Source organism: Enterobacter sp. HG048, assembly GCF_024702055.1.
Classification (GTDB): Bacteria; Pseudomonadota; Gammaproteobacteria; order Enterobacterales; family Enterobacteriaceae; genus Enterobacter; species Enterobacter dykesii.
Genome location: NZ_JANLIZ010000006.1, coordinates 96328 through 115776, shown reverse-complemented (window position 1 = coordinate 115776; position 19449 = coordinate 96328). Strand labels below are relative to the sequence as shown.

The following is a 19449-nucleotide window of genomic DNA, read 5'->3' as shown; positions in this document are numbered from 1 at the left end:
GCTTACGGTTGTGATGTTGTGTTGTTGTGTTTGCAATTGGTCTGCGATTCAGACCACGGTAGCAACGCTACCAATTTTTCACTTCCTGTACATTTACCCTGTCTGTCCATAGTGATTAATGTAGCACCGCCAATTTGCGGTGCTTTTTTTTCGCCTGCGATCTGTTAATGCTCGATCTCTTTCATCTCTTTCACGTCCGTGCGGTTGATCTGCTGCTTGTTCCCGTTAGCATCTTTGTACGAAATCATCCCGGTATCATTATCGGTAGTCGGTTTCCCTTCCGAAACGATAGAACGACCATCGTTGGTGTGCATCACGTAGTTGTTACCAGAACACGCGCTCAGGGCAAAAGTAAACGCACAGGCAGAAATGATTGCAGCTGTCTTATTCATGATTATTCTCCTTTAGCAATTAATGCTATTCAAACCTCGATTTATAACAGGCTAAAACATCCGCCTAACACTATTTAGCATAACCTGCTTTTTTGAGGTCGTAAGGATAAGCAGACAATTCTGATAGATATCAACCTCCTTGCCCTGCCGCTGAAATTGCGCGACGATCGCTATATTGAAATGAGGAATCCCATGAACGCTTTCAGTCCTGCGCAGTTCCGCGCACAGTTTCCGGCCCTGGCCGATGCCGGTATTTACCTGGATAGCGCCGCCACCGCCCTTAAGCCACAGGCGGTGATTGAGGCCACGCAGCAGTTCTACAGCCTGAGCGCCGGGAACGTGCATCGCAGCCAGTTTGCCGAAGCGCAGCGATTAACCGCGCGCTACGAAGCCGCACGCGATCAGGTCGCGCGCCTGATCAATGCCGAAAGCGGGAAAAACATCGTCTGGACGCGCGGCACGACCGAAGCCATCAATATGGTGGCCCAGTGCTACGCGCGTCCGCTGCTTCAGCCGGGCGATGAGATCGTCGTCAGCGAGGCGGAACATCACGCCAACCTGGTGCCATGGATGATGGTGGCCGAGCAAACGGGTGCGCGCGTAGTGAAGCTCCCACTGGGTGCAGACCTTCTGCCCGACGTGGCCCGTCTCCCCGAGCTGATTACCCCCCGCAGCCGCATTCTGGCGCTCGGACAGATGTCGAACGTCACGGGTGGTTGCCCGGACCTGGCTCAGGCCATTCGTATCGCCCATGCCAGCGGGATGGTGGTGATGGTCGATGGCGCTCAGGGCGTGGTGCACTTCCCCGCTGATGTGCAGGCGCTTGATATCGATTTCTATGCCTTCTCAGGACATAAGCTCTACGGGCCAACCGGTACAGGAGCGTTGTACGGCAAGCCAGAACTGCTGGCAAAAATGACGCCGTGGCTCGGTGGCGGCAAAATGATCACCGAAGTGTCGTTCGATGGCTTCAAAACTCAGGATGTTCCCTATCGCCTGGAGGCCGGTACGCCGAACGTGGCGGGGGTGATTGGCTTAAGCGCGGCGCTGGAGTGGCTGGCTGAAACCGACATCGTTCAGGCTGAAAGCTGGAGCCGGGGGCTGGCGACGCTGGCAGAGGAAGAGCTCAAAAAGCGCCCGGGCTTCCGCTCGTTCCGCGTTCAGGACTCAAGCCTGCTCGCCTTTGATTTTGCGGGCTTTCACCATAGCGACATGGTGACGCTACTGGCCGGATATGGCATTGCCCTGCGTGCCGGACAGCACTGCGCCCAGCCGCTGCTGGCGGCGCTTGGCGTTAACGGTACGCTGCGCGCCTCGTTTGCGCCGTATAATACCCAAAGCGATGTCGACGCGCTGGTTGCCGCCGTTGACCGCGCCCTTGAAATACTGGTGGATTAATGACTAGCGCTGCTTTAGCCGGACATCCGTTTGGCACGGTCATCACAGAAGAGACCTTAAAACAGACATTTGCCCCGCTCCAGCAGTGGGAAGATAAATATCGACAGCTGATCCTGCTGGGTAAACAGCTCCCAGCCCTTTCAGGCGATCTTAAAGCGCAGGCGAAAGAGATCGCAGGCTGTGAAAACCGAGTCTGGCTGGGCGTGAGCGTCTCCGGCGAGAAGCTGCACTTCTTCGGCGACAGCGAAGGCCGCATCGTCCGGGGCCTGCTGGCCGTATTGCTGACCGCTGTGGAAGGGAAAAGCGCGGCGGAACTGCTGGCGCATTCGCCGCTGGCGTTATTTGATGAGCTTGGGCTGCGCGCGCAGCTCAGCGCCTCGCGCGGTCAGGGGTTGATCGCGCTCAGCGACGCGGTACTGGATGCCGCACGTCACGCTCAGGCCTGACGTTCCGCTTTCGCCATCATCTTCTTCAGGGCGTGAGACACCGCCACAAAGCCAAAGGAAGCGGTCACCATGGTGGCCGCACCAAAGCCTGAGGCGCAGTCCATTCGTTTTGGCCCTTCCGCCGTGCTTTTCATCGCGCAGACTGACCCATCCGCCTGCGGGTAGACCAGCGCTTCGGTCGAGAATACGCAGTCGACGCCCAGCTTGCCTTTGCTGTTCTTCACCACGTTAAAATCGCTCTTCAGGCGCTCACGCAGCTTGGCCGCCAGCGGATCCTGGATCGTTTTCGCCAGGTCGGCTACCTGGATCTGCGTCGGATCGATTTGCCCGCCCGCACCGCCGGTGGTGACCAGCGGCACCTTGTAGCGACGGCAGTATGCGATCAACGCCGCTTTTGGCCGCACGCTGTCGATGGCGTCAATCACATAGCTGTAGCCTTTGCTCATGTATTCAGCGACGTTATCGGCCGTCACAAAGTCGTCGATCACCGTCACGCGGCACTCCGGGTTGATCAAACGGATACGCTCCGCCATCACCTCGGATTTTGCCAGGCCGACGTTATCGCGCAGGGCGTGGATTTGACGGTTAGTGTTGGTGACGCAAACGTCATCCATGTCAATCAGCGTGATTGCGCCAATACCGGTTCTCGCCAACGCTTCTGCCGCCCACGACCCCACACCACCAATGCCCACGACGCAGACGTGCGCATCCGCAAACAGCTGCAGGGCTTTTTCACCATATAAACGTGCCGTCCCGCCAAAACGCTGGCGCCAGGCGTCGCTGATTACCACAGACATAAAACCTCAGATGTAAAAAGGGTGAGGTTTTCCTCACCCTGAACAGTAATCCGTATTGCGCTCAGAATACCACAATCAGCCGCTGAATACGTTTCCGGCACCCGGCGCCGCCTTCAGTACCCACACGCGTCCGTAGTGGTTATACCAGCCCGCGCGATGGCCTGCGTCAGGGCCAATACCCTGATAGATGTCGAAGTGCTGGCCTTTAATCGCCCCGCCGACGTCCAGCGCCACCATCAGACGCAGCTCATACTGACCGTTGAACTTGCCGTTATTGTCCAGCAGAGGGACCTCAGCCAGCAGCGTAGTGCCTGCAGGAATAATAGAACGATCCGATGCTACCGACGCGCGGCCAATCAGCGGAACCGCGCTGGCCCCTTTCACCGGCGCGAAGTTTTGCGGTTTAAAGAAGACGAAAGACGGGTTCTGCTCCAGCAGCTCGCGCACCTCGGCTTCGCTGTGCTTTTCGCCCCACTCGCGGATCGCCTGCATCGACATATCTTCTTTCTTCACTTCGCCGCGGTCGATCAGTACCTTACCGATACTGCGATAGGCGTGGCCGTTTTTACCGGAATAGCTGAAGAAGTTAAGCGGTGAACCGTCGCCAAAATCAATGTAGCCGCTGCCCTGAACGTCCATGATGAAGTTATCCATCAGGGAGTTGCTGTAGGCCAGAACGTAGTTTTCGCTCAGCGCACCGGCGTAGATCTCGGCGCGCGACGGCAGACGACCGCGTTTTGGCGGCATGCGGTAGATAGGATACTGGAACTCGCCCTGACGCGAGTGTCGTGCCTGGATAACCGGGGTGTAGTAGCCGGTAAACTGGACGTTGCCGTAGTTATCGGCCCCTTCCATCTGCCAGGCGTCGATACCAAACTGGCGCATGTTGCGCGTATCGCCACCTGCTTTCAGCCAGTCCTGGACCGCGTTATACACGCTACTCTGGGTGCCATACAGACGCGGCGACGCGTTGCGGATCTGGTAGACCTGCTCGGAGAAATCACCGGCATTAATCGGTGCGCCAACGGCATCAGGCTGATTAACTAAAGAGAAAGGCTGGGATAACTTCCCGTCTTTATACTGTTGACCGCGATCGGTCGGTTTGGAAGAACAGGCCGCAAGAATCGCTACCATTGCGCCTGCCATCAGATACTTCGCCCAACGTCCTTTCATTATATCTCGTCTTTAAGTTGCCCATTTCCGCGTGATGAAGATAACAAACCGACAGGGCTAATGAAATGCGATCGCATGCCCTTTGGCAAATTTTGCGCAAAAAATAGTCCAAACAGCGCCATGTCGTTCAATTTGCATACAAAATCATGATAAATGTGAAAAAGGGGTTGCATCACAAACCTATCCGAGTATAGTGCGCATCCACGGACGCGGGGTGGAGCAGCCTGGTAGCTCGTCGGGCTCATAACCCGAAGGTCGTCGGTTCAAATCCGGCCCCCGCAACCAATTAAAATTTGATGAAGTATCTTCTACGACTGTAGAAAGACGGACGCGGGGTGGAGCAGCCTGGTAGCTCGTCGGGCTCATAACCCGAAGGTCGTCGGTTCAAATCCGGCCCCCGCAACCAATCAAATTTCAAGAAGTAAGTTTCTACACGAGTAGAAAGACGGACGCGGGGTGGAGCAGCCTGGTAGCTCGTCGGGCTCATAACCCGAAGGTCGTCGGTTCAAATCCGGCCCCCGCAACCAACACTTCTAAAACAATAAACACCCTTAAGGGTGTTTTTTTGTATCTGTCGTTTGTGAATTTGCCGGGCGTGTACCCGGCTGAAAGATTTACCCGCGTCGCGCCAGCGTCGCCCCGTCAGAGAAATACGCCCGTATCCCCGCCAGAATCGACTCCGCAACCTCCTGCTGGAATTTTGCCGTCTTGAGCTTACGCTCCTCTTCGACGTTACTGATAAACGCGGTTTCGACCAGGATGGACGGGATATCCGGTGCTTTGAGTACCGCAAACCCGGCCTGTTCAACGCTGTTTTTATGCAGCTTATTAATGTTGCCCAGCTTGCCCAGCACCGCTTTACCAAACTTCAGGCTGTCGTTAATGGTCAGCGACTGCACCATATCGAACATAGTGTGGTCGACGTAGCGGTCGCCGCTTTTGCTCACGCCACCAATCAGGTCAGAGGCGTTCTGGCTGTCAGCCAGAAATCTTGCTGCGGTACTGGTCGCGCCTTTAGTTGAGAGCGCAAACACCGACGAGCCGCTTGGCTGGCGGCTGGTAAACGCATCCGCATGGATCGACACGAACAAATCGGCGCGCTGCTTCTGCGCTTTCGCCACCCGGACCTTCAGCGGAATAAAGATATCTTCATTGCGCGTCATATAGGCGCGCATATTGCCTTCTTTATCAATCAACGCCTTCAGGCGGCGTGCAATTTGCAGCACCACGTCTTTTTCACGCGTGCGGTATTTCCCCACCGCGCCGGAGTCTTCGCCGCCGTGGCCGGGATCGAGCATGATCACAATCGGACGATCGCGCCCTGCTTTCCCGGGCTGCGGGCCACTTTGCGCAGGCGGCACCTGACGCTGAAGATCGCCCTTGTTGTAGTCCTCCAGCAGAGCGAGAAGCGGATCCTGGATATCCGTTGCGTTGGCCGGGTAGAGATCCATCACCAGGCGCTCTTTAAAGGTCGCGACGGGCGCCAGGGCGAACAGCTGCGGCTTAACGTTCTGTTTAAGTTCAAACACCATGCGCACGGTTTGCGGATCAAACTGCCCGACGCGTGCTGATTTAATAAAAGGATCGTCGCCGCGGATCTGCGCCGCCATCCCCTTCAGCACGGAGTTGAGGTTAACGCCTTCGAGATCCACCACCACGCGTTCCGGGTTGCTGAGGGCAAATTGCTTATATTTCAGCACGCGATTGGATTCGACCGTCACGCGCGTATAGGTCGACGACGGCCAGACGCGCACCGCCACCACCTGACTCGTGGCGGCAAGACCGACCTGACTGACGCTAAGCAACCACATTGCCCCGGCCCCTTTTAACAAACGGCGGCGGCTTATTGCTGAATTGGATCCCGACATGCTTCTCCCGAGCAAGAACACTGACTGATATACAAAATGTCCAAATTGACCGAAAACTTTAACGAATGACGCATAAACTGTCATCTATAAAAGGGTAAACAATCATACGCTAACGCACGGATTACTTACCAATTTCTGTGGGTCGCGGAAAATTTGCACTTGCACACGCGGTCACAATCGAATAAAAATACACAAATTACGAATAAACATTCATTAAGGGTTGTGCCATGGTGAAGGAACGTAGAACCGAACTGGTCCAGGGATTCCGCCATTCTGTTCCCTATATCAACGCCCATCGGGGAAAAACGTTTGTCATCATGCTGGGTGGCGAAGCCATTGAGCATGAAAATTTTTCCAGCATCGTCAATGACATTGGCCTGCTGCACAGCCTCGGTATCCGCCTGGTGGTGGTTTATGGCGCGCGTCCGCAGATCGACGCCAACCTGGCCGCTCACCACCACGAGCCGATTTACCATAAACATACCCGCGTCACCGATGCCAAAACCCTGGAGCTGGTGAAACAGGCGGCGGGTCTGCTGCAGCTGGATATTACCGCGCGTCTCTCCATGAGCCTGAACAATACGCCGCTGCAGGGCGCGCATATCAACGTCGTGAGCGGCAACTTTATCATTGCCCAGCCGCTCGGCGTGGACGATGGCGTGGATTACTGCCACAGCGGCCGTATCCGTCGTATTGATGAGGAAGCTATTCACCGCCAGCTGGACAGCGGCGCCATCGTGCTGATGGGCCCGGTCGCCGTTTCCGTGACCGGCGAAAGCTTTAACCTGACGTCCGAAGAGATCGCCACGCAGCTGGCGATCAAGCTGAAGGCGGAAAAAATGATTGGGTTCTGTTCCTCCCAGGGCGTCGTGGACGCTGAAGGAACGATCGTACCGGAACTCTTCCCGAATGAAGCCCAGGCCCGCGTGGAAGCGCTGGAAGCCGAAGGTGATTACCACTCCGGCACCGTCCGCTTCCTGCGTGGCGCCGTGAAGGCCTGCCGCAGCGGCGTGCGCCGCAGCCACCTGATCAGCTATCAGGAAGACGGGGCCCTGCTGCAGGAGCTATTCTCCCGCGACGGTATTGGCACACAGATTGTGATGGAGAGTGCGGAGCAGATCCGCCGCGCCACCATCAACGACATCGGCGGCATTCTGGAGCTGATCCGCCCGCTGGAACAGCAGGGTATTCTGGTGCGTCGCTCACGCGAACAGCTGGAGATGGAGATCGACAAATTCACCATTATTCAGCGCGATAACCTGACCATTGCCTGCGCCGCGCTCTATCCGTTCCCGGAAGAGAAGATCGGTGAAATGGCCTGCGTGGCGGTGCATCCTGATTACCGTAGCTCTTCACGCGGCGAAATGCTGCTTGAACGCGTGGCGGCACAGGCGCGCCAGATGGGGCTAAGCAAGCTGTTCGTCCTGACGACGCGCAGCATTCACTGGTTCCAGGAGCGCGGATTCACGCCGGTGGATATCGATTCTCTGCCGGAAACGAAGAAAGAGATGTACAACTATCAGCGTCGTTCAAAGGTGCTGATGGCTGACCTGGGATAATACAACGCTTGCCAGGTAGCGCTGCGCGTACCCGGCCTGGATGTCTGGCGTTGTTCAGAGTGACTCAAATATCGCGCCCAGCCCGCTTCGGCGTTCCGTTCGGGTGGCGATCGCCTGCACCAGCACACGTTCATCGGTATAGAGCGACAGGCGCTGACGCGCGCGCGTAATGGCGGTATAGATCAGCTCGCGGGTAACGACTGGTGAAAGCTGCGTGGGCAGGATCAGCGCCGCATGGTTAAACTCGGAGCCCTGGGATTTATGCACCGTCATTGCCCAGGCGGTTTCATGCTCGGGTAAACGGCTGGGCTGGAAGGACTTCACGCTCCCGTCCGGCATCTGGAACCAGACGCGCAGGCCCTGACCGCAGTCGAGCGCAATCCCGATATCCCCGTTAAACAACCCCAGCGCGCTGTCGTTGCGGGAGATCATCACCGGCCGCCCTTCATACCATCGCGAGTGCGGGTTACGGTTAATTTTGCGTTTTTGCGCCAGCAGCTGTTCCAGCCTGTCGTTCAGACCCCGGACGCCAAAGGGGCCTTCCCTCAGCGCACAGAGCAACTGGTATTCGCCAAACGCGGCAATGACCTGCTCCGGCGTACGTTGCTGTTGTACGCCAGTCAGAAAGTGCTGGTACCCCTGCAGGGCGTCGTCCAGCATCGCCTGATACTCTTCCCCGCTTTGCAGCGATTTTTTCTCAATATCCGTAAAGGTACCGTCAAATACCGCTGTGGTGGTGCGCCGGTCGCCCCGGTTCACCGCCGCCGCAAGCTGGCCGATACCGGAGTCGCTGCCGAAACGGTAGCTTTTTTGCAGCAAACACAGGCTGTCGCGCAGCGCCCCTGCAAGCGAATGGTTTTCAGAGGTGAGCGAACATCCGGTGAGACGGGCTAACTCCTGAGCGCGTTCCGCGGTATATCCCAGGCTTGCATAGGTGCAGATATCCCCCAATACGGCCCCGGCCTCAACGGAGGCAAGCTGGTCGCGATCGCCGAGGAAAATAACGCGCGCGTGAGGCGGTAGCGCATCGATCAAACGCGACATCATCGTCAGGTCAATCATCGACGCTTCATCCACGACCAGCACGTCAAGGTGCAGTGGGTTACCGGCATGATAGCGCAGACGCTGGCTACCCGGCTGTGCGCCTAGCAAACGGTGCAGGGTGCTGGCTTCATTGGGGAAAAGCGCAAGCTGCTCCCCGGTCAGCGCCAGTTTTTGCAGCGCGCCGCCTAACGATTCCGTCAGACGTGCCGCCGCTTTACCGGTGGGGGCCGCCAGGCGAATACGGCACTTTTGCTCACCCGATAGCTGAATCAGCGCGGCAAGCAGCTTTGCCACGGTGGTCGTTTTCCCTGTGCCCGGGCCGCCAGAAATCACCGAGATCCGTCGCGTTAAGGCCACGGCTGCCGCCACTTTCTGCCAGTCCGTCGCGTCGTCAGAGATAAACAGCGCATCCAGCGTTTGCCGGAGCTTTACTTCATCGCAGGGAAGCGGGGCGTTGGTCTCGCTGAAGAAGCGCGCTACCGTCAGTTCGTTACGCCACAGCCGGTTAAGATACAAACGCTCGCCGACAAGGATCATCGGCGTCCCGGTATCGGCTCCGCTCACGGCAGGCGAGCCGAGTAATATCCCCTGCCAGTCCACTGTGTCACCCAGCAGCGCGAAACACGCCTGTAAAGCCGGTGGCATTTTCTCATCCACCGCCAGACGCGACAGCGGCAGACATACGTGCCCCTCTCCCGCGTCTTTGCTCAGAATGGCGGCGGCAAGCATGACGGCAGGCTCCTCGCCTGCCACCATCATGGCGAACTGCACATCCAGGTGGCGCAGTAATCGTTGTTCAACCGCGTCCAGCAGTAGCGCCTGCATCGTCATGCCACCTCCTCCGTGCTTGCAGCAAACAGGTTATCCATTTTTTCAATCAGTTCCGCAGACGGACGCGTACTAAAGACGCCGGAACGCGGGTCGTTAGCATCCACTCCGCGCAGGAAAAGGTAAATGACGCCGCCAAAATGCGTTTCGTAGCGGTAATCGGCCATGCGATGACGCAGGTAACGGTGCAGCGCCAGGGTGTAAAGCTGGTACTGCAGATCGTAGCGATGCATTTGCATGGCAGAGGCCATCGCGTTCTGGGTGTAGGCCTCGCTGCTTTCACCCAGCCAGTTTGATTTGTAATCCAGCAGGTAGTAGCGCCCTTCGTGGCGGAAAACCAGGTCGATAAAGCCTTTGAGCATCCCCTGTACCTGGCGGAAATTCAGCGGCGGGCACCCGGCGGATAACGGATCGTACTCGCGGATCAGCGCATCAAGCGCCTCGGCCCTGAGCGGGCTGGCGATGGGGAGATAAAACTCCATCTCCACCTGCTTATCTTTGGCGGTCAACTGGTTCAGCGAGATCCCCTGCGTCGTGAGCGGCGCGTGCAGAACCGCGCGGATCCAGTCGGTCAGAACCGGCTGCCACTGTGCGTCGTAACCACCGCTCTGTAACATCTTCAGCACCCACTCTTCGGATACCGGCTGGGTAAAATCCAGCTCTTCAAACAGGCTGTGCAAAAACGTGCCCGGCGAGGCGCCGCGCGGGAACTGGTGCGGCGTAAGCACCGGCTCAGCGGGTACGCTACCGGCTCCTGCGGCGTCCACGTCCAGTTTTGGCATCAGATCCTGCGCAATACTCTGCCCGTGCTGTTGTAGACCGGAGTAGCTGGTGACGCGCCAGTCGTCGGCAATGGTACGCACAACCTTGCGGGCATGTAGCTCTGACTCACGCAGCTCCGGCATCTGCCAGCGGCTGTTGTCGGGCTGCGACGGAATATGCAGGGCAACATGCTCCGTGCAAAGCGATTCGAGGCACTGGCGCAGGCCCGCCGCGTCTTTAGGTTCGCCGTGCTGAATAAGCCGCCCCAGCGCGCTCAGATGAAAATCGCTCTCCCCGGTCTTTTCGCCACGGCGACGGAACAGCGGCGCAACGCCCAGGCTGCAGTGCCAGACCGAACGGGTCAGCGCCACGTAAAGCAGGCGCAGGTCTTCCGCCAGACGCTCGGCTTCGGCCAGCTCAACGCTGGACTCCGCGTTGCTGAGATCGAGCACCGCCTCAAAAGACTCGCGATCGTGGTAAAAGGCCTGATCCTGCACGCGGTAATTAGCGATAAACGGCAGCCAGACCAGCGGATATTCCAGGCCTTTCGACTTGTGGATGGTGACGATCTGCACCAGATGTTTATCACTCTCAAGGCGCATCTGCTGGCTGGACGAATTACTGTTTGGGTCGGCAATCTGCTGCGCCAGCCAGCGCACCAGGGCGTGTTCGCTCTCCAGCTGCGTACCGGCTTCCTGCAGCAGTTCGCTGATATGTAAAATATCTGTCAAACGGCGCTCGCCGCCTGCTGTCGCCAGCATATTCTCGGCAATGTGGCGCTGCGCCATGAGCTCGCGCACCATCGCCATGACTCCACGCTTCTGCCATTTTTCGCGGTAGCGAACAAACTCTTCTACCACGGCATCCCACGCGGCTTCGTCATTGTTGAGCGCATCGATATCCCGCGCGTTCAGCCCGAGCATCGCGCTCGCCAGTGCGCTACGCAGCGTGTTTTCCCGCTCCGGAGCCAGCACGGCCTGCAGCAGCCATAGCATCTCCTGCGCTTCCAGCGTTTCAAAGACGCTGTCGCGGTTTGAGAGGTAGACGGAGGGAATATTTAGTAACGTCAGGGCGTCGCGGATGAGCGCGGCCTCCTGACGGCTGCGCACCAGCACCGTGATATCAGATGCCTTTACCGGGGCAGGTTTATCCCCCTTCCACAGCAGCGCTTTACCGTGCGCGCCCGCGCTGAGCCAGTCGCGGATTTGTGCGGCACAGTGCTGGGCCATGGCATTTTGATAGTCGGCAACGCCGCAGCCTTCCCCGTCCAGCAGCCAGAAGTTCATGGCAGGCTGCGTCTCGCCGTTGAACTCGAAGCGCAACGAGGCATTTTTCTCGGCGAACTTTACCGGCTGAAACGGGATCTCACGGAACATAAACGCCGTATCCATGCGGCTGAAGAGCGCGTTGACGCTTTCCACCATGCCGGGAGAGGAGCGCCAGTTGGTATCGAGCGTGTAGTGCGCGTCAACCTCGCTGCGGGCTTTCATGTAAGTGAAAATATCCGCACCGCGGAAGGCGTAGATGGCCTGTTTCGGATCGCCGATTAACAACAGCGCGGTACCGGGCTGCTGGCGCCAGATACGGCGGAAAATGCGGTACTGCTGAGGGTCGGTATCCTGAAATTCGTCGATCATCGCCACCGGGAAGCGGGTGCGAATCGCGGCGGCAAGCGCTTCGCCATTTTCACTGCACAGCGCCGCATCGAGGCGGCTCAGCATATCGTCAAACCCCAGTTCACCCCGGCGGCGTTTCTCACGCGCGACGGCGTCGCGAATTTCCGTCATGGCGCGGGTAATCATCAGATCGTTGAGCGTTAAGGGCTCAGCCAGCAGGGTTTCAATCGCCACAAACAGAGGATGCTCAGGCACAATGCCGTCGGCTTTGGTCCGCTCAGCCAGGAAACGTTGGGAGAATTTCTCCAGCGCATCCGGGAGCTGGTAACCTCGCGTCTCTTCCTGCGCCCAGGCGCTGATCTTGTCGATCCATTTCCCCTGATTGCCGCGGTTGAACTTGCGACGGTCAATCCCGGAGTTTTCGATGATGGCGTCAATCTCGCCGACTGACTCCATCCATTTTTGCTTGATGTCGGCAATTCTCGCGATGATTTTTTCATGGCGTGAGGCCAGGGTTTCATCCGCTGGCGGCGGGGATTTGATGACAGGTGCTTCACCCTGCAGATAACGATCGATAGCGCGCAGCAGCGCCTCCGGGCCCTTCCACAGCGCATGTACCGCTTCGGCGATATCGCGCTGTAACGGGTAGCAGTGGCGACGCCAAAAATCCGCGCAGGCCTGATAGCGAAGCACGGATTCATCTTCAATGAGCTGCTGTTCAAACAGCATTCCGGATTCAAATGCATTCAGGCTCAGCATACGCTGGCAAAAACCGTGAATGGTGAAGACGGACGCTTCATCCATCTGCCGTTCAGCGAGGAGCAGCCACTGGGCTGCCTGTTGCTTATCGGCAATCTCTTCCAGAAGGCTCGCGTAGAGAGGGTTATCCGTGCTCTGACGCAGACAGGCGATGCGCAGCTCGTGGATATTGCTGCGAATACGGCCCCGGAGCTCAGCGGTGGCAGCCTCGGTGAAGGTGACCACCAGCAGCTCTTCCACGCTCAAAGGGCGTGGAAAAGCGGCGTTGCCGCCAAGCCCCAGCAGCAGACGCAGGTAAAGGGCGGCAATGGTGAAGGTTTTTCCCGTTCCCGCTGAGGCTTCAATCAATCGTTCACCCTGCAGAGGTAAACGTAAGGGATCAAGGGACTCAGCGGTATCGGTCATTCTTTCTTACTCCAGGGCATAGATTGCTGCAGCGCGCTGACGCTCTTCCAGACTTTCCAGCCTTTCGGGTTCACGTATTCCGTTTTCCCGTTCTGGCTACCGGAAACCTGAGACAGGATGGTGATTCCCTGCGGCTTAATGACCGCCTGATGGAAGAAGTCGGCAACCTTCTGCGGCGTCAGCTGTTTTATCTCGGCCACTACTTTATCACGCGAATCAAATTTCAGATTACCGCGATCGAAATCTTTGCTCAGCTGTGACGCTTCTTCACCCAGCGTCTGCGGCGGCTGCATCACCTGTGCGATGACGGCCTGCTGGATCTGCGCAAACTCTTCCGGCTTCATGGCGCGCAGTTTTGCTTCCACCTGCGGGAAGAAGGCCTGGTAACGCTTCCAGAGATACGCTGGCTGTTTATCGCTGCTTTGCAGCAGGAAACCCAGCCCCCACTGTCGGCCTACGTTCATGGAGAAGGCAAACACCGCGTAGCCAAGCTGCTCCTCAGTGCGTAACTGGTTGTAGAACCACGGCTGAATAATTTGCCCCAGTACGGCACTCTGTGCCGAGCTGGCGAATTCATCATAGCCCGTTGGCACAAATACCGCGGCCAGCGCGGAATCCGTGCTGTTACCCGCCTTTTCAAAAATCACATTCTGTTTTTTCTCAACCAGCACGTCCTGGTTGCGGCACCACTCGTCGCCTTTCGAACCGAGCTGAGCGCGCACATTCTCCGCCAGGGTTTTGGCCTGCTCCTCACTCATGTTGCCGACGATCAGAAACTCCGGACGCGTGTTGGTTTTCAGCGCGTCGCGGTAAGCCAGCACGTCTTTTAAGGTGATCGAAGGCAACAGCGCACGGCGATCCTCTCGCTGGAAATAAGGAACTTGCGACAGCATTTGCGCCGGCATAAGCGCCAGATCGTAAGCTTTGCCCTTCTCCGCAGAGTCCATCATCTGCGCATACCATGATTTGGCCTGCTCAAGCTGCTCTTCCGTCGGCGTGTAGCTGAAATACCCTTCCAGCAGGGCCTGGAACAGCTGGGGTAAACGCTGGGTATAGCCGTTTGCATTGAGCATCAAACCGTTGTTGGCGTTGGTGGAGAAGCTGATCCCACCCACGGCTGCCTGGTTGCTGAGCTGATCGAGCGCGATACCGGCGAGATAGTCATTGAGCGCGAACATCACCTGATTTTTGGCGCTGTTCATTGCTTTCGGGTTACGCAGCACCACGCTGACATCGGCTTTAGGCTCACTAGCGAAATAGCGGCTTGGGGTATACACGACGCGCAGCGTCGGCTCATCAACGATGAGCGCCGGGTGCGGATAATCTTGAGTCGTTTTGATCAGCGAAAAGTCATCCGGAATATAGGGGTTCAGCTCCGGCAGCTTCAACGCAATCTCCCCGGCCTGCTTCTGCCAGTCGGCGAAGGTCTGCGCGCTAATTTTATCCACCTGATAGGGGGCATCGACAAAATACGCCGTCTTGTTATGCGGTTCGTTCGGGCTGATGTACCAGATGCGGGCATTCTCCGGCGTCATCATCGCAAGGCGGGCTTTTACCGCATCGGCATCATAGCGGTCGGCAATATTCACCGCATCGAGGGTGTGCTCCACCGGCACGCGGATCATGGTATCCGCCAGCCACTCAACGTAATCCATGTCGCGGGTAATGGACGGGTAACGGAAATCGAGATCCAGCACGTGCGCGAGCTCATCAAAGTAGCGCTTATCGACGCCTTTCTCACGCAGTAAAGAGAGGTAGCTGAAGATCGCCGCCACCACTTCATCACGGTTTGCCAGGCCTTTGTCGGTCAGGGTGGCGGAGATCGCCAGCACGCCGCTATTGCCGTTTACAACTGGATCGGAATCGGCGCGAATACCTTCCACCAGCCCCTGTTTTTGCAGCCAGTCAGAAAGCGTACCCGGGCTGCGGTTACCTATCAGGTAGGTCACCAGCTCATCGGTTTTACTGCGAAACTGTGCGGTGTTGTTATCAATGCGGAACTCCACGCGCAGCACTTTGCGCGGCAGCGCCGGCACGTAGTGGATAACGATCCCTTTTTGCGCGTCCGTGACCACCGGTACGTCTATCTGCGGCAGATCGATATTTTTATTCGGCACCCGGCCAAACGTTTTAGCCGCCATGCCGGCCAGTTCTGGCAACGGTTTATTGCTGTAGATGACCGCTTTCATCAGGTTGGCGGAGTAGTATTTATCGCGAAACGCGTGCAGGGCATCAAGCACCGGGCTGTTCGGTTTGTCGCTTAACGTCTCCAGGTTACCGCCGGAGAAACGCGAACCCGGGTGCGCAGGGTTGATGGTTTCAGCGCTGACCTGGGCCATGCGCATACCGTCTCGCGTGCGGGCCATGGTCAGCTCGGCATTGACGGCATTGCGTTCACGGTCGGCATATTTTTTATCTAGCAGGGGGGCGGCGATGGAATCAGCAAGGCGATCGACCGCGCCTTCCAGCGCATCATTTTCGACTTCAAGATAAAAGGCCGTGCGGTACGGTGCCGTGCTGGCATTGTGGCTGCCGCCATGCATTTTCAGAAATTCGGACAGGCTATCCGGCTGCGGGTATTTTTTTGACCCCATCAGCGTCATATGTTCCAGATAGTGTGCAAGCCCAGGATGCGCGTCAGGATCTTCCAGCGATCCAACCGGCACCACTAATGCCGAGAGGGACTTCACCGCCTGCGGATCGGAAACCAGCAGTACGGTCATGCCGTTATCAAGACGAATAGCCTGATATTGACGGGTATCTTTTTCGCTTTTACGAATAGTTTCCTGAACGGGTTGCCAACCGGAGCCTGCCTGAGTGACAGGTGCCCAGAGGGCGACAAACAAAACAAACGCTTTAAACAAGGTGCTGCCTGGCATTACGACCTCTTTATCACGGCTACATCATTAACAAATTGCGTGCTGGACACGCCAACATCTCTTTATTGGGTACATCAGTCCGTGATAAGAAGTGCATCATAAATGAACACCCTATGCTGCGCAATTTTTATACAGCGCTCAGGACTGATTATATTTAAACAACGGCAGCAGGTAGCGCTGCGCCTCTTCCGTGATGGCCTCAAAGTACTCTGGCTCAAGCGTTCGCCATAAGCGCTGATACCAGACATCTTCACCTTCGCCCCGCACCATCATGTTTCCTTCGTAGGCCTGCATAAATTTACTGCGCGCTTTCTGCAGTGACGCCTCATCCGTTAACATCGCATCATTCTGCGCGTCATAACAGGCTTTTATCCAGGCACCGCCGCTTTCCGGCAGCAGCAGGAGCGGTTTATTCATTCCCTGACGGTAGCCTTCAATGTACAAAGACAGATAACCTAACGCCTGCTCTGCTTCCATCGGCGGGAAGCGCCATTCGCCCTCTTTGCGCACGAATATCCGACTTTCACCTTTATGACCACCGGCACTGTAGACAAGATGTTCCAGCCAGAGTTGCAAACCCTGTGAAACGCTAAGCATAGAAGGCCGCCAGCGCAGCAGCCCGTCCGGCTGAACCTGGGTTAACCAGCCCGTAAGCTCTACGCCATTGCAGTTGAGATCGATTTCAATACTTTTGCCCGGCTGCCGGCACGCTCTTACTCGCTCTGCCAGGGCGGTCATCTCCTGACACTGCGCCTCCCAGACAATTTCCCCGAATGCCCCATAGGGCAGCTGCCCTGCAGCACGGTAGCGGCGGTAAAGTTTGTCAGCATCTTCTTCTTCAACCAGCGCATTCAGCAGCTGGAAATTTAGCTGATAGCGCTCCAGCCCTTCCAGCGTAAAAGGCTCTGCATCAGGGATTTCACTCTCTTCAGAACGGAAGTTGACCTGCAATCGCTGCTGGAAAAAGGCGCGCACCGGATGCGCCCAAAACCGCTGAAGCTGTTCGAAGGTCAGGGTGTTAATGGGCAGCGGGTCAAGCGTCTGAATGAAATCGGTATGCGCATTCCCCTCCTTTTTCGCCGCCGGTAGCCACTCCTGTGCATAGCTCTGGCGCTCGCTGGGCGTGTAGTTGACCGGGTCAAACGGCATGCGGCTGTGGAAACAGGTGATATGGGCTTTCACCCTCTTCTCGCTTTCATCGCAGTTGCGCTCTTCATCCCCCGGCAGATAGTGACTCTGGCCGATATAGTCCACCAGCTCCTGCACCAGAACGGAGGGAAAACGCTCGCTGTTGTCCTGAATGGAACGGCCGATATAGCTGATATAGAGCTTACTCTGGGCGGAAATGAGCGCCTCAAGGAAGAGGTAGCGGTCATCATCGCGGCGGCTACGGTCGCCCCGCTTTGGATCTGCGCTCATCAAATCGAACCCCAGCGGTGCCAGCGCTCGCGGATAAACGCCATCGTTCATGCCAAGCAGACAGACCACTTTAAACGGGATAGAACGCATTGGCATCAGGGTGCAGATATTGATGGGGCCAGCCAGGAAACGCTGGCTGATTCGCTCCTGATCGAGCCGCTGCGTTAGCTCATCTCTCAATAGCGAAAGCGGGATGGCCTCCTGATAGTGGGAGTTCACGCCTTCATCGATGATCGCCTGCCACTGCGTTTCAATCAGTGCCATTGCCGCTTCGGTGTCACTGTCTGGCAGGAAGAAATCATTTAGCAATGCCCTGCAAACCGGGAGCCACGCTTCAAGCGGACGCGGCTGCATCAGCTCGTGTCGCCAGCGGTTAAGCTGCATCAGGAGTGACGCTAAATGCCCCACCAGTTCAGCAATTAACCCGCTGGACTCATCGTAAGGCAGCACCTCATTCCACTCGCCCTGGCTGCTCTCCATGGCGTAGCCCAGCAGCATACGCGTCAGGCCAAAACGCCACGTATGCTGCCCGGTTGGAGGAAGTTCGAACTCCTGAACGTTATCGTCATCGATCCCCCAACGAACGCCAGATTCGTTCACCCACTGACGAAGGTAGCGCAGCCCCTCTTCAGTGATGCTGAAGCGTGCAGCCAGCACGGGAACATCCAGTAACGCCAGGACATCTTCGGAGATAAAGCGGCTATCCGGGAGTGAAAGCAGAGTGATAAAGGCCTGCAGTGCCGGATGCGACTGGCGGGCACGACGGTCAGAGATAGCGTAAGGCAGATATCGCTCGCCCGTCGCACTACCAAAGACAGCCTGAATGAAGGGACTGTAGCTGTCGATATCCGCCACCATCACCACAATATCGCGTGGCGTCAGTTCGGGATCGTCCTGCAGCATCGCCAGCAGCTGGTCGTGAAGCACTTCGACCTCACGCTGAGGGCTATGGCAAACATGGATCGTGACGCTGCGATCGTCAGCATCCAGCTTGCGCTTGCTGTCACTACGTTCGAATTCTTTCGCCGTCACGCCCATCACGGCACGGTTTTCCAGATCGAGGATATCAAGCTGAATATGATGCAGCAGGCTATCCGGGGTAATATCGACAAAGGCATCCACGTCGCCTTCGCCTGATGAAGTGATGTCTGAAAGCATGTGAATGTAGTCACGCCCCAGCTTCCCCCACGAGGCAAGCAGTGGATTGGGCAGGTTCTGGGTACCGTCTTCATCAAAAAGCTGCCCGGCAGTCGAGCCGTCTTTAAACAGCGGGACGGAACGTTCTTCAAAAAGACGCTTTCGCTGGCGAGTTACCAGCCGCGCAAGCCAACGTTCGTCGAGGATATCCCCCCAATACTGTCGGCAAGGGTTGGTGAACAAAATATGGATATGAATATGTTTACCCAGCGCGTTCAACGCCTTCAGATAAACAGGCGGTAATGCGGATATCCCGCAGATAAAAACGCGTGACGGCAGTCGGGCCGGGCGCTCCGGAGCATTCTCGAGTATTGAGATAAACCGCTCGTACAGGTTGGCACGGTGCCACTTAGGCTGCCCAAGTTTCTCCGTGTGTTCTACCAGTGCTTTCCACAGCGGTGCCTGCCATATTTGCGCCTCCGGTAGCCCTTCAACCAACTCGCCCGCTTCCCAACGAATTAACCAGTCAGAACGGTAAACAAGGTATTGGTCATAGAGATCGGCGGTGCGCGATGCCAGCTGGAACAGCTTGCGCTTATCGGTATCGTCATTGAGGTAGTGGCGCAGCATGGCGAATTCATCGTGCTGCAGCATTTCCGGCAGCAGCGCCATGAGCTTCCAGCTCATGCCTTGTTTGTTGAAGGCGCTCTGCTCCGGGATGTCCGGCAACACGCGCACAAACATCTCCCAGATAAAGCTCGCGGGCAGCGGGAAATCAATATTTGCGGCTATGCCAAATTTACGGGAAAGCGACATTTGCAGCCACTGTGCCATACCGGTGCTCTGCACCAGCACCATTTCAGGCTCAAAAGGATCGTCAAGCCGCTCGTGCTCTACGATAAATTCCATCAGCGCTTCCAGCACATCCAGACGATTTGAGTGGTAGACCCTTAACATAGACGCTCCC

At 57.0% G+C, this 19449-nt stretch carries 11 protein-coding genes and 3 tRNA genes; 6 read left to right on the top strand and 8 right to left on the bottom strand.

The window, feature by feature from the left end; genetic code table 11:
- Nucleotides 1-164: 164 nt before the first annotated feature.
- Nucleotides 165-392 carry a YgdI/YgdR family lipoprotein gene (locus NUX24_RS09990; RefSeq protein WP_008499648.1) on the bottom strand — a complete coding sequence of 76 codons (228 nt, stop codon included), beginning with the start codon at nt 390-392 and terminating at the stop codon, nt 165-167.
- A 192-nt stretch (nt 393-584) separates the two neighbouring features.
- Here NUX24_RS09990 and csdA point away from each other — a divergent pair, with 192 nt between their 5' ends.
- Entirely contained in the window at nt 585-1790 is a 1206-nt protein-coding gene (gene csdA / locus NUX24_RS09985; protein WP_257831265.1) for a cysteine desulfurase CsdA, read from the top strand.
- Entirely contained in the window at nt 1790-2236 is a 447-nt protein-coding gene (gene csdE / locus NUX24_RS09980) for a cysteine desulfurase sulfur acceptor subunit CsdE (RefSeq protein ID WP_257831263.1), read from the top strand. Before csdA ends, csdE begins: the two co-directional genes overlap by 1 nt.
- Here the strand turns inward: csdE and tcdA are convergent.
- Both tcdA and mltA read right to left on the bottom strand, forming a co-directional pair.
- Nucleotides 2227-3033: a tRNA cyclic N6-threonylcarbamoyladenosine(37) synthase TcdA gene (gene tcdA, locus NUX24_RS09975; protein WP_006811804.1), complete on the bottom strand. Its 807-nt coding sequence runs from the start codon at nt 3031-3033 to the stop codon at nt 2227-2229. The genes csdE and tcdA overlap by 10 nt on opposite strands.
- Nucleotides 3034-3108: 75 nt before the next feature.
- Entirely contained in the window at nt 3109-4206 is a 1098-nt protein-coding gene (gene mltA / locus NUX24_RS09970) for a murein transglycosylase A (RefSeq protein WP_023309035.1), read from the bottom strand.
- 208 nt (nt 4207-4414) lie between these two features.
- Here mltA and NUX24_RS09965 point away from each other — a divergent pair.
- The 3 genes from NUX24_RS09965 (at nt 4415) to NUX24_RS09955 (ending at nt 4733) form a co-directional block, all read left to right on the top strand.
- Nucleotides 4415-4491 (top strand) — tRNA-Met (locus tag NUX24_RS09965).
- A 44-nt stretch (nt 4492-4535) separates the two neighbouring features.
- Nucleotides 4536-4612, top strand: a tRNA-Met gene (locus NUX24_RS09960).
- Nucleotides 4613-4656: 44 nt separating this feature from the next.
- A tRNA-Met gene (locus NUX24_RS09955) sits at nt 4657-4733 on the top strand.
- Between the two features lie 87 nt (nt 4734-4820).
- Here the strand turns inward: NUX24_RS09955 and amiC are convergent.
- A complete protein-coding gene (amiC, locus tag NUX24_RS09950; RefSeq protein WP_029740496.1) occupies nt 4821-6074 on the bottom strand; it encodes an N-acetylmuramoyl-L-alanine amidase AmiC in 1254 nt (417 codons plus the stop codon).
- 227 nt (nt 6075-6301) lie between these two features.
- Here amiC and argA point away from each other — a divergent pair, with 227 nt between their 5' ends.
- On the top strand, nt 6302-7633 hold the full coding sequence (argA, locus tag NUX24_RS09945) for an amino-acid N-acetyltransferase (RefSeq protein WP_023309037.1): 1332 nt from the start codon (nt 6302-6304) through the stop codon (nt 7631-7633).
- 54 nt (nt 7634-7687) lie between these two features.
- Here the strand turns inward: argA and recD are convergent, their stop codons facing one another.
- The 4 genes from recD to recC all read right to left on the bottom strand — a co-directional run bounded on the left by recD (nt 7688) and on the right by recC (nt 19439).
- On the bottom strand, nt 7688-9508 hold the full coding sequence (gene recD / locus NUX24_RS09940) for an exodeoxyribonuclease V subunit alpha (RefSeq protein ID WP_257831259.1): 1821 nt from the start codon (nt 9506-9508) through the stop codon (nt 7688-7690).
- A complete protein-coding gene (recB, locus tag NUX24_RS09935; RefSeq protein WP_257831257.1) occupies nt 9505-13047 on the bottom strand; it encodes an exodeoxyribonuclease V subunit beta in 3543 nt (1180 codons plus the stop codon). The genes recD and recB overlap by 4 nt, the downstream gene beginning before the upstream one ends.
- Nucleotides 13044-15926 carry a pitrilysin gene (gene ptrA / locus NUX24_RS09930; RefSeq protein WP_257831256.1) on the bottom strand — a complete coding sequence of 961 codons (2883 nt, stop codon included), beginning with the start codon at nt 15924-15926 and terminating at the stop codon, nt 13044-13046. Before ptrA ends, recB begins: the two co-directional genes overlap by 4 nt.
- Nucleotides 15927-16064: 138 nt before the next feature.
- Nucleotides 16065-19439 (bottom strand): exodeoxyribonuclease V subunit gamma, encoded by a 3375-nt coding sequence (gene recC, locus NUX24_RS09925; RefSeq protein WP_257831255.1) that lies wholly within the window; start codon nt 19437-19439, stop codon nt 16065-16067.
- Between the last annotated feature and the right edge of the window lie 10 nt (nt 19440-19449).

Excerpts from the sequence above, each read along its gene's own strand:
- mltA (WP_023309035.1), bottom strand. The coding sequence starts at position 4,206 with ATGAAAGGACGTTGGGCGAAGTATCTGATGGCAGGCGCAATGGTAGCG.
- tcdA (WP_006811804.1), bottom strand. The coding sequence starts at position 3,033 with ATGTCTGTGGTAATCAGCGACGCCTGGCGCCAGCGTTTTGGCGGGACG.
- ptrA (WP_257831256.1), bottom strand. The coding sequence starts at position 15,926 with ATGCCAGGCAGCACCTTGTTTAAAGCGTTTGTTTTGTTTGTCGCCCTC.
- recD (WP_257831259.1), bottom strand. The coding sequence starts at position 9,508 with ATGACGATGCAGGCGCTACTGCTGGACGCGGTTGAACAACGATTACTG.
- recC (WP_257831255.1), bottom strand. The coding sequence starts at position 19,439 with ATGTTAAGGGTCTACCACTCAAATCGTCTGGATGTGCTGGAAGCGCTG.
- NUX24_RS09990 (WP_008499648.1), bottom strand. The coding sequence starts at position 392 with ATGAATAAGACAGCTGCAATCATTTCTGCCTGTGCGTTTACTTTTGCC.
- amiC (WP_029740496.1), bottom strand. The coding sequence starts at position 6,074 with ATGTCGGGATCCAATTCAGCAATAAGCCGCCGCCGTTTGTTAAAAGGG.
- argA (WP_023309037.1), top strand. The coding sequence starts at position 6,302 with ATGGTGAAGGAACGTAGAACCGAACTGGTCCAGGGATTCCGCCATTCT.
- csdE (WP_257831263.1), top strand. The coding sequence starts at position 1,790 with ATGACTAGCGCTGCTTTAGCCGGACATCCGTTTGGCACGGTCATCACA.
- csdA (WP_257831265.1), top strand. The coding sequence starts at position 585 with ATGAACGCTTTCAGTCCTGCGCAGTTCCGCGCACAGTTTCCGGCCCTG.
- recB (WP_257831257.1), bottom strand. The coding sequence starts at position 13,047 with ATGACCGATACCGCTGAGTCCCTTGATCCCTTACGTTTACCTCTGCAG.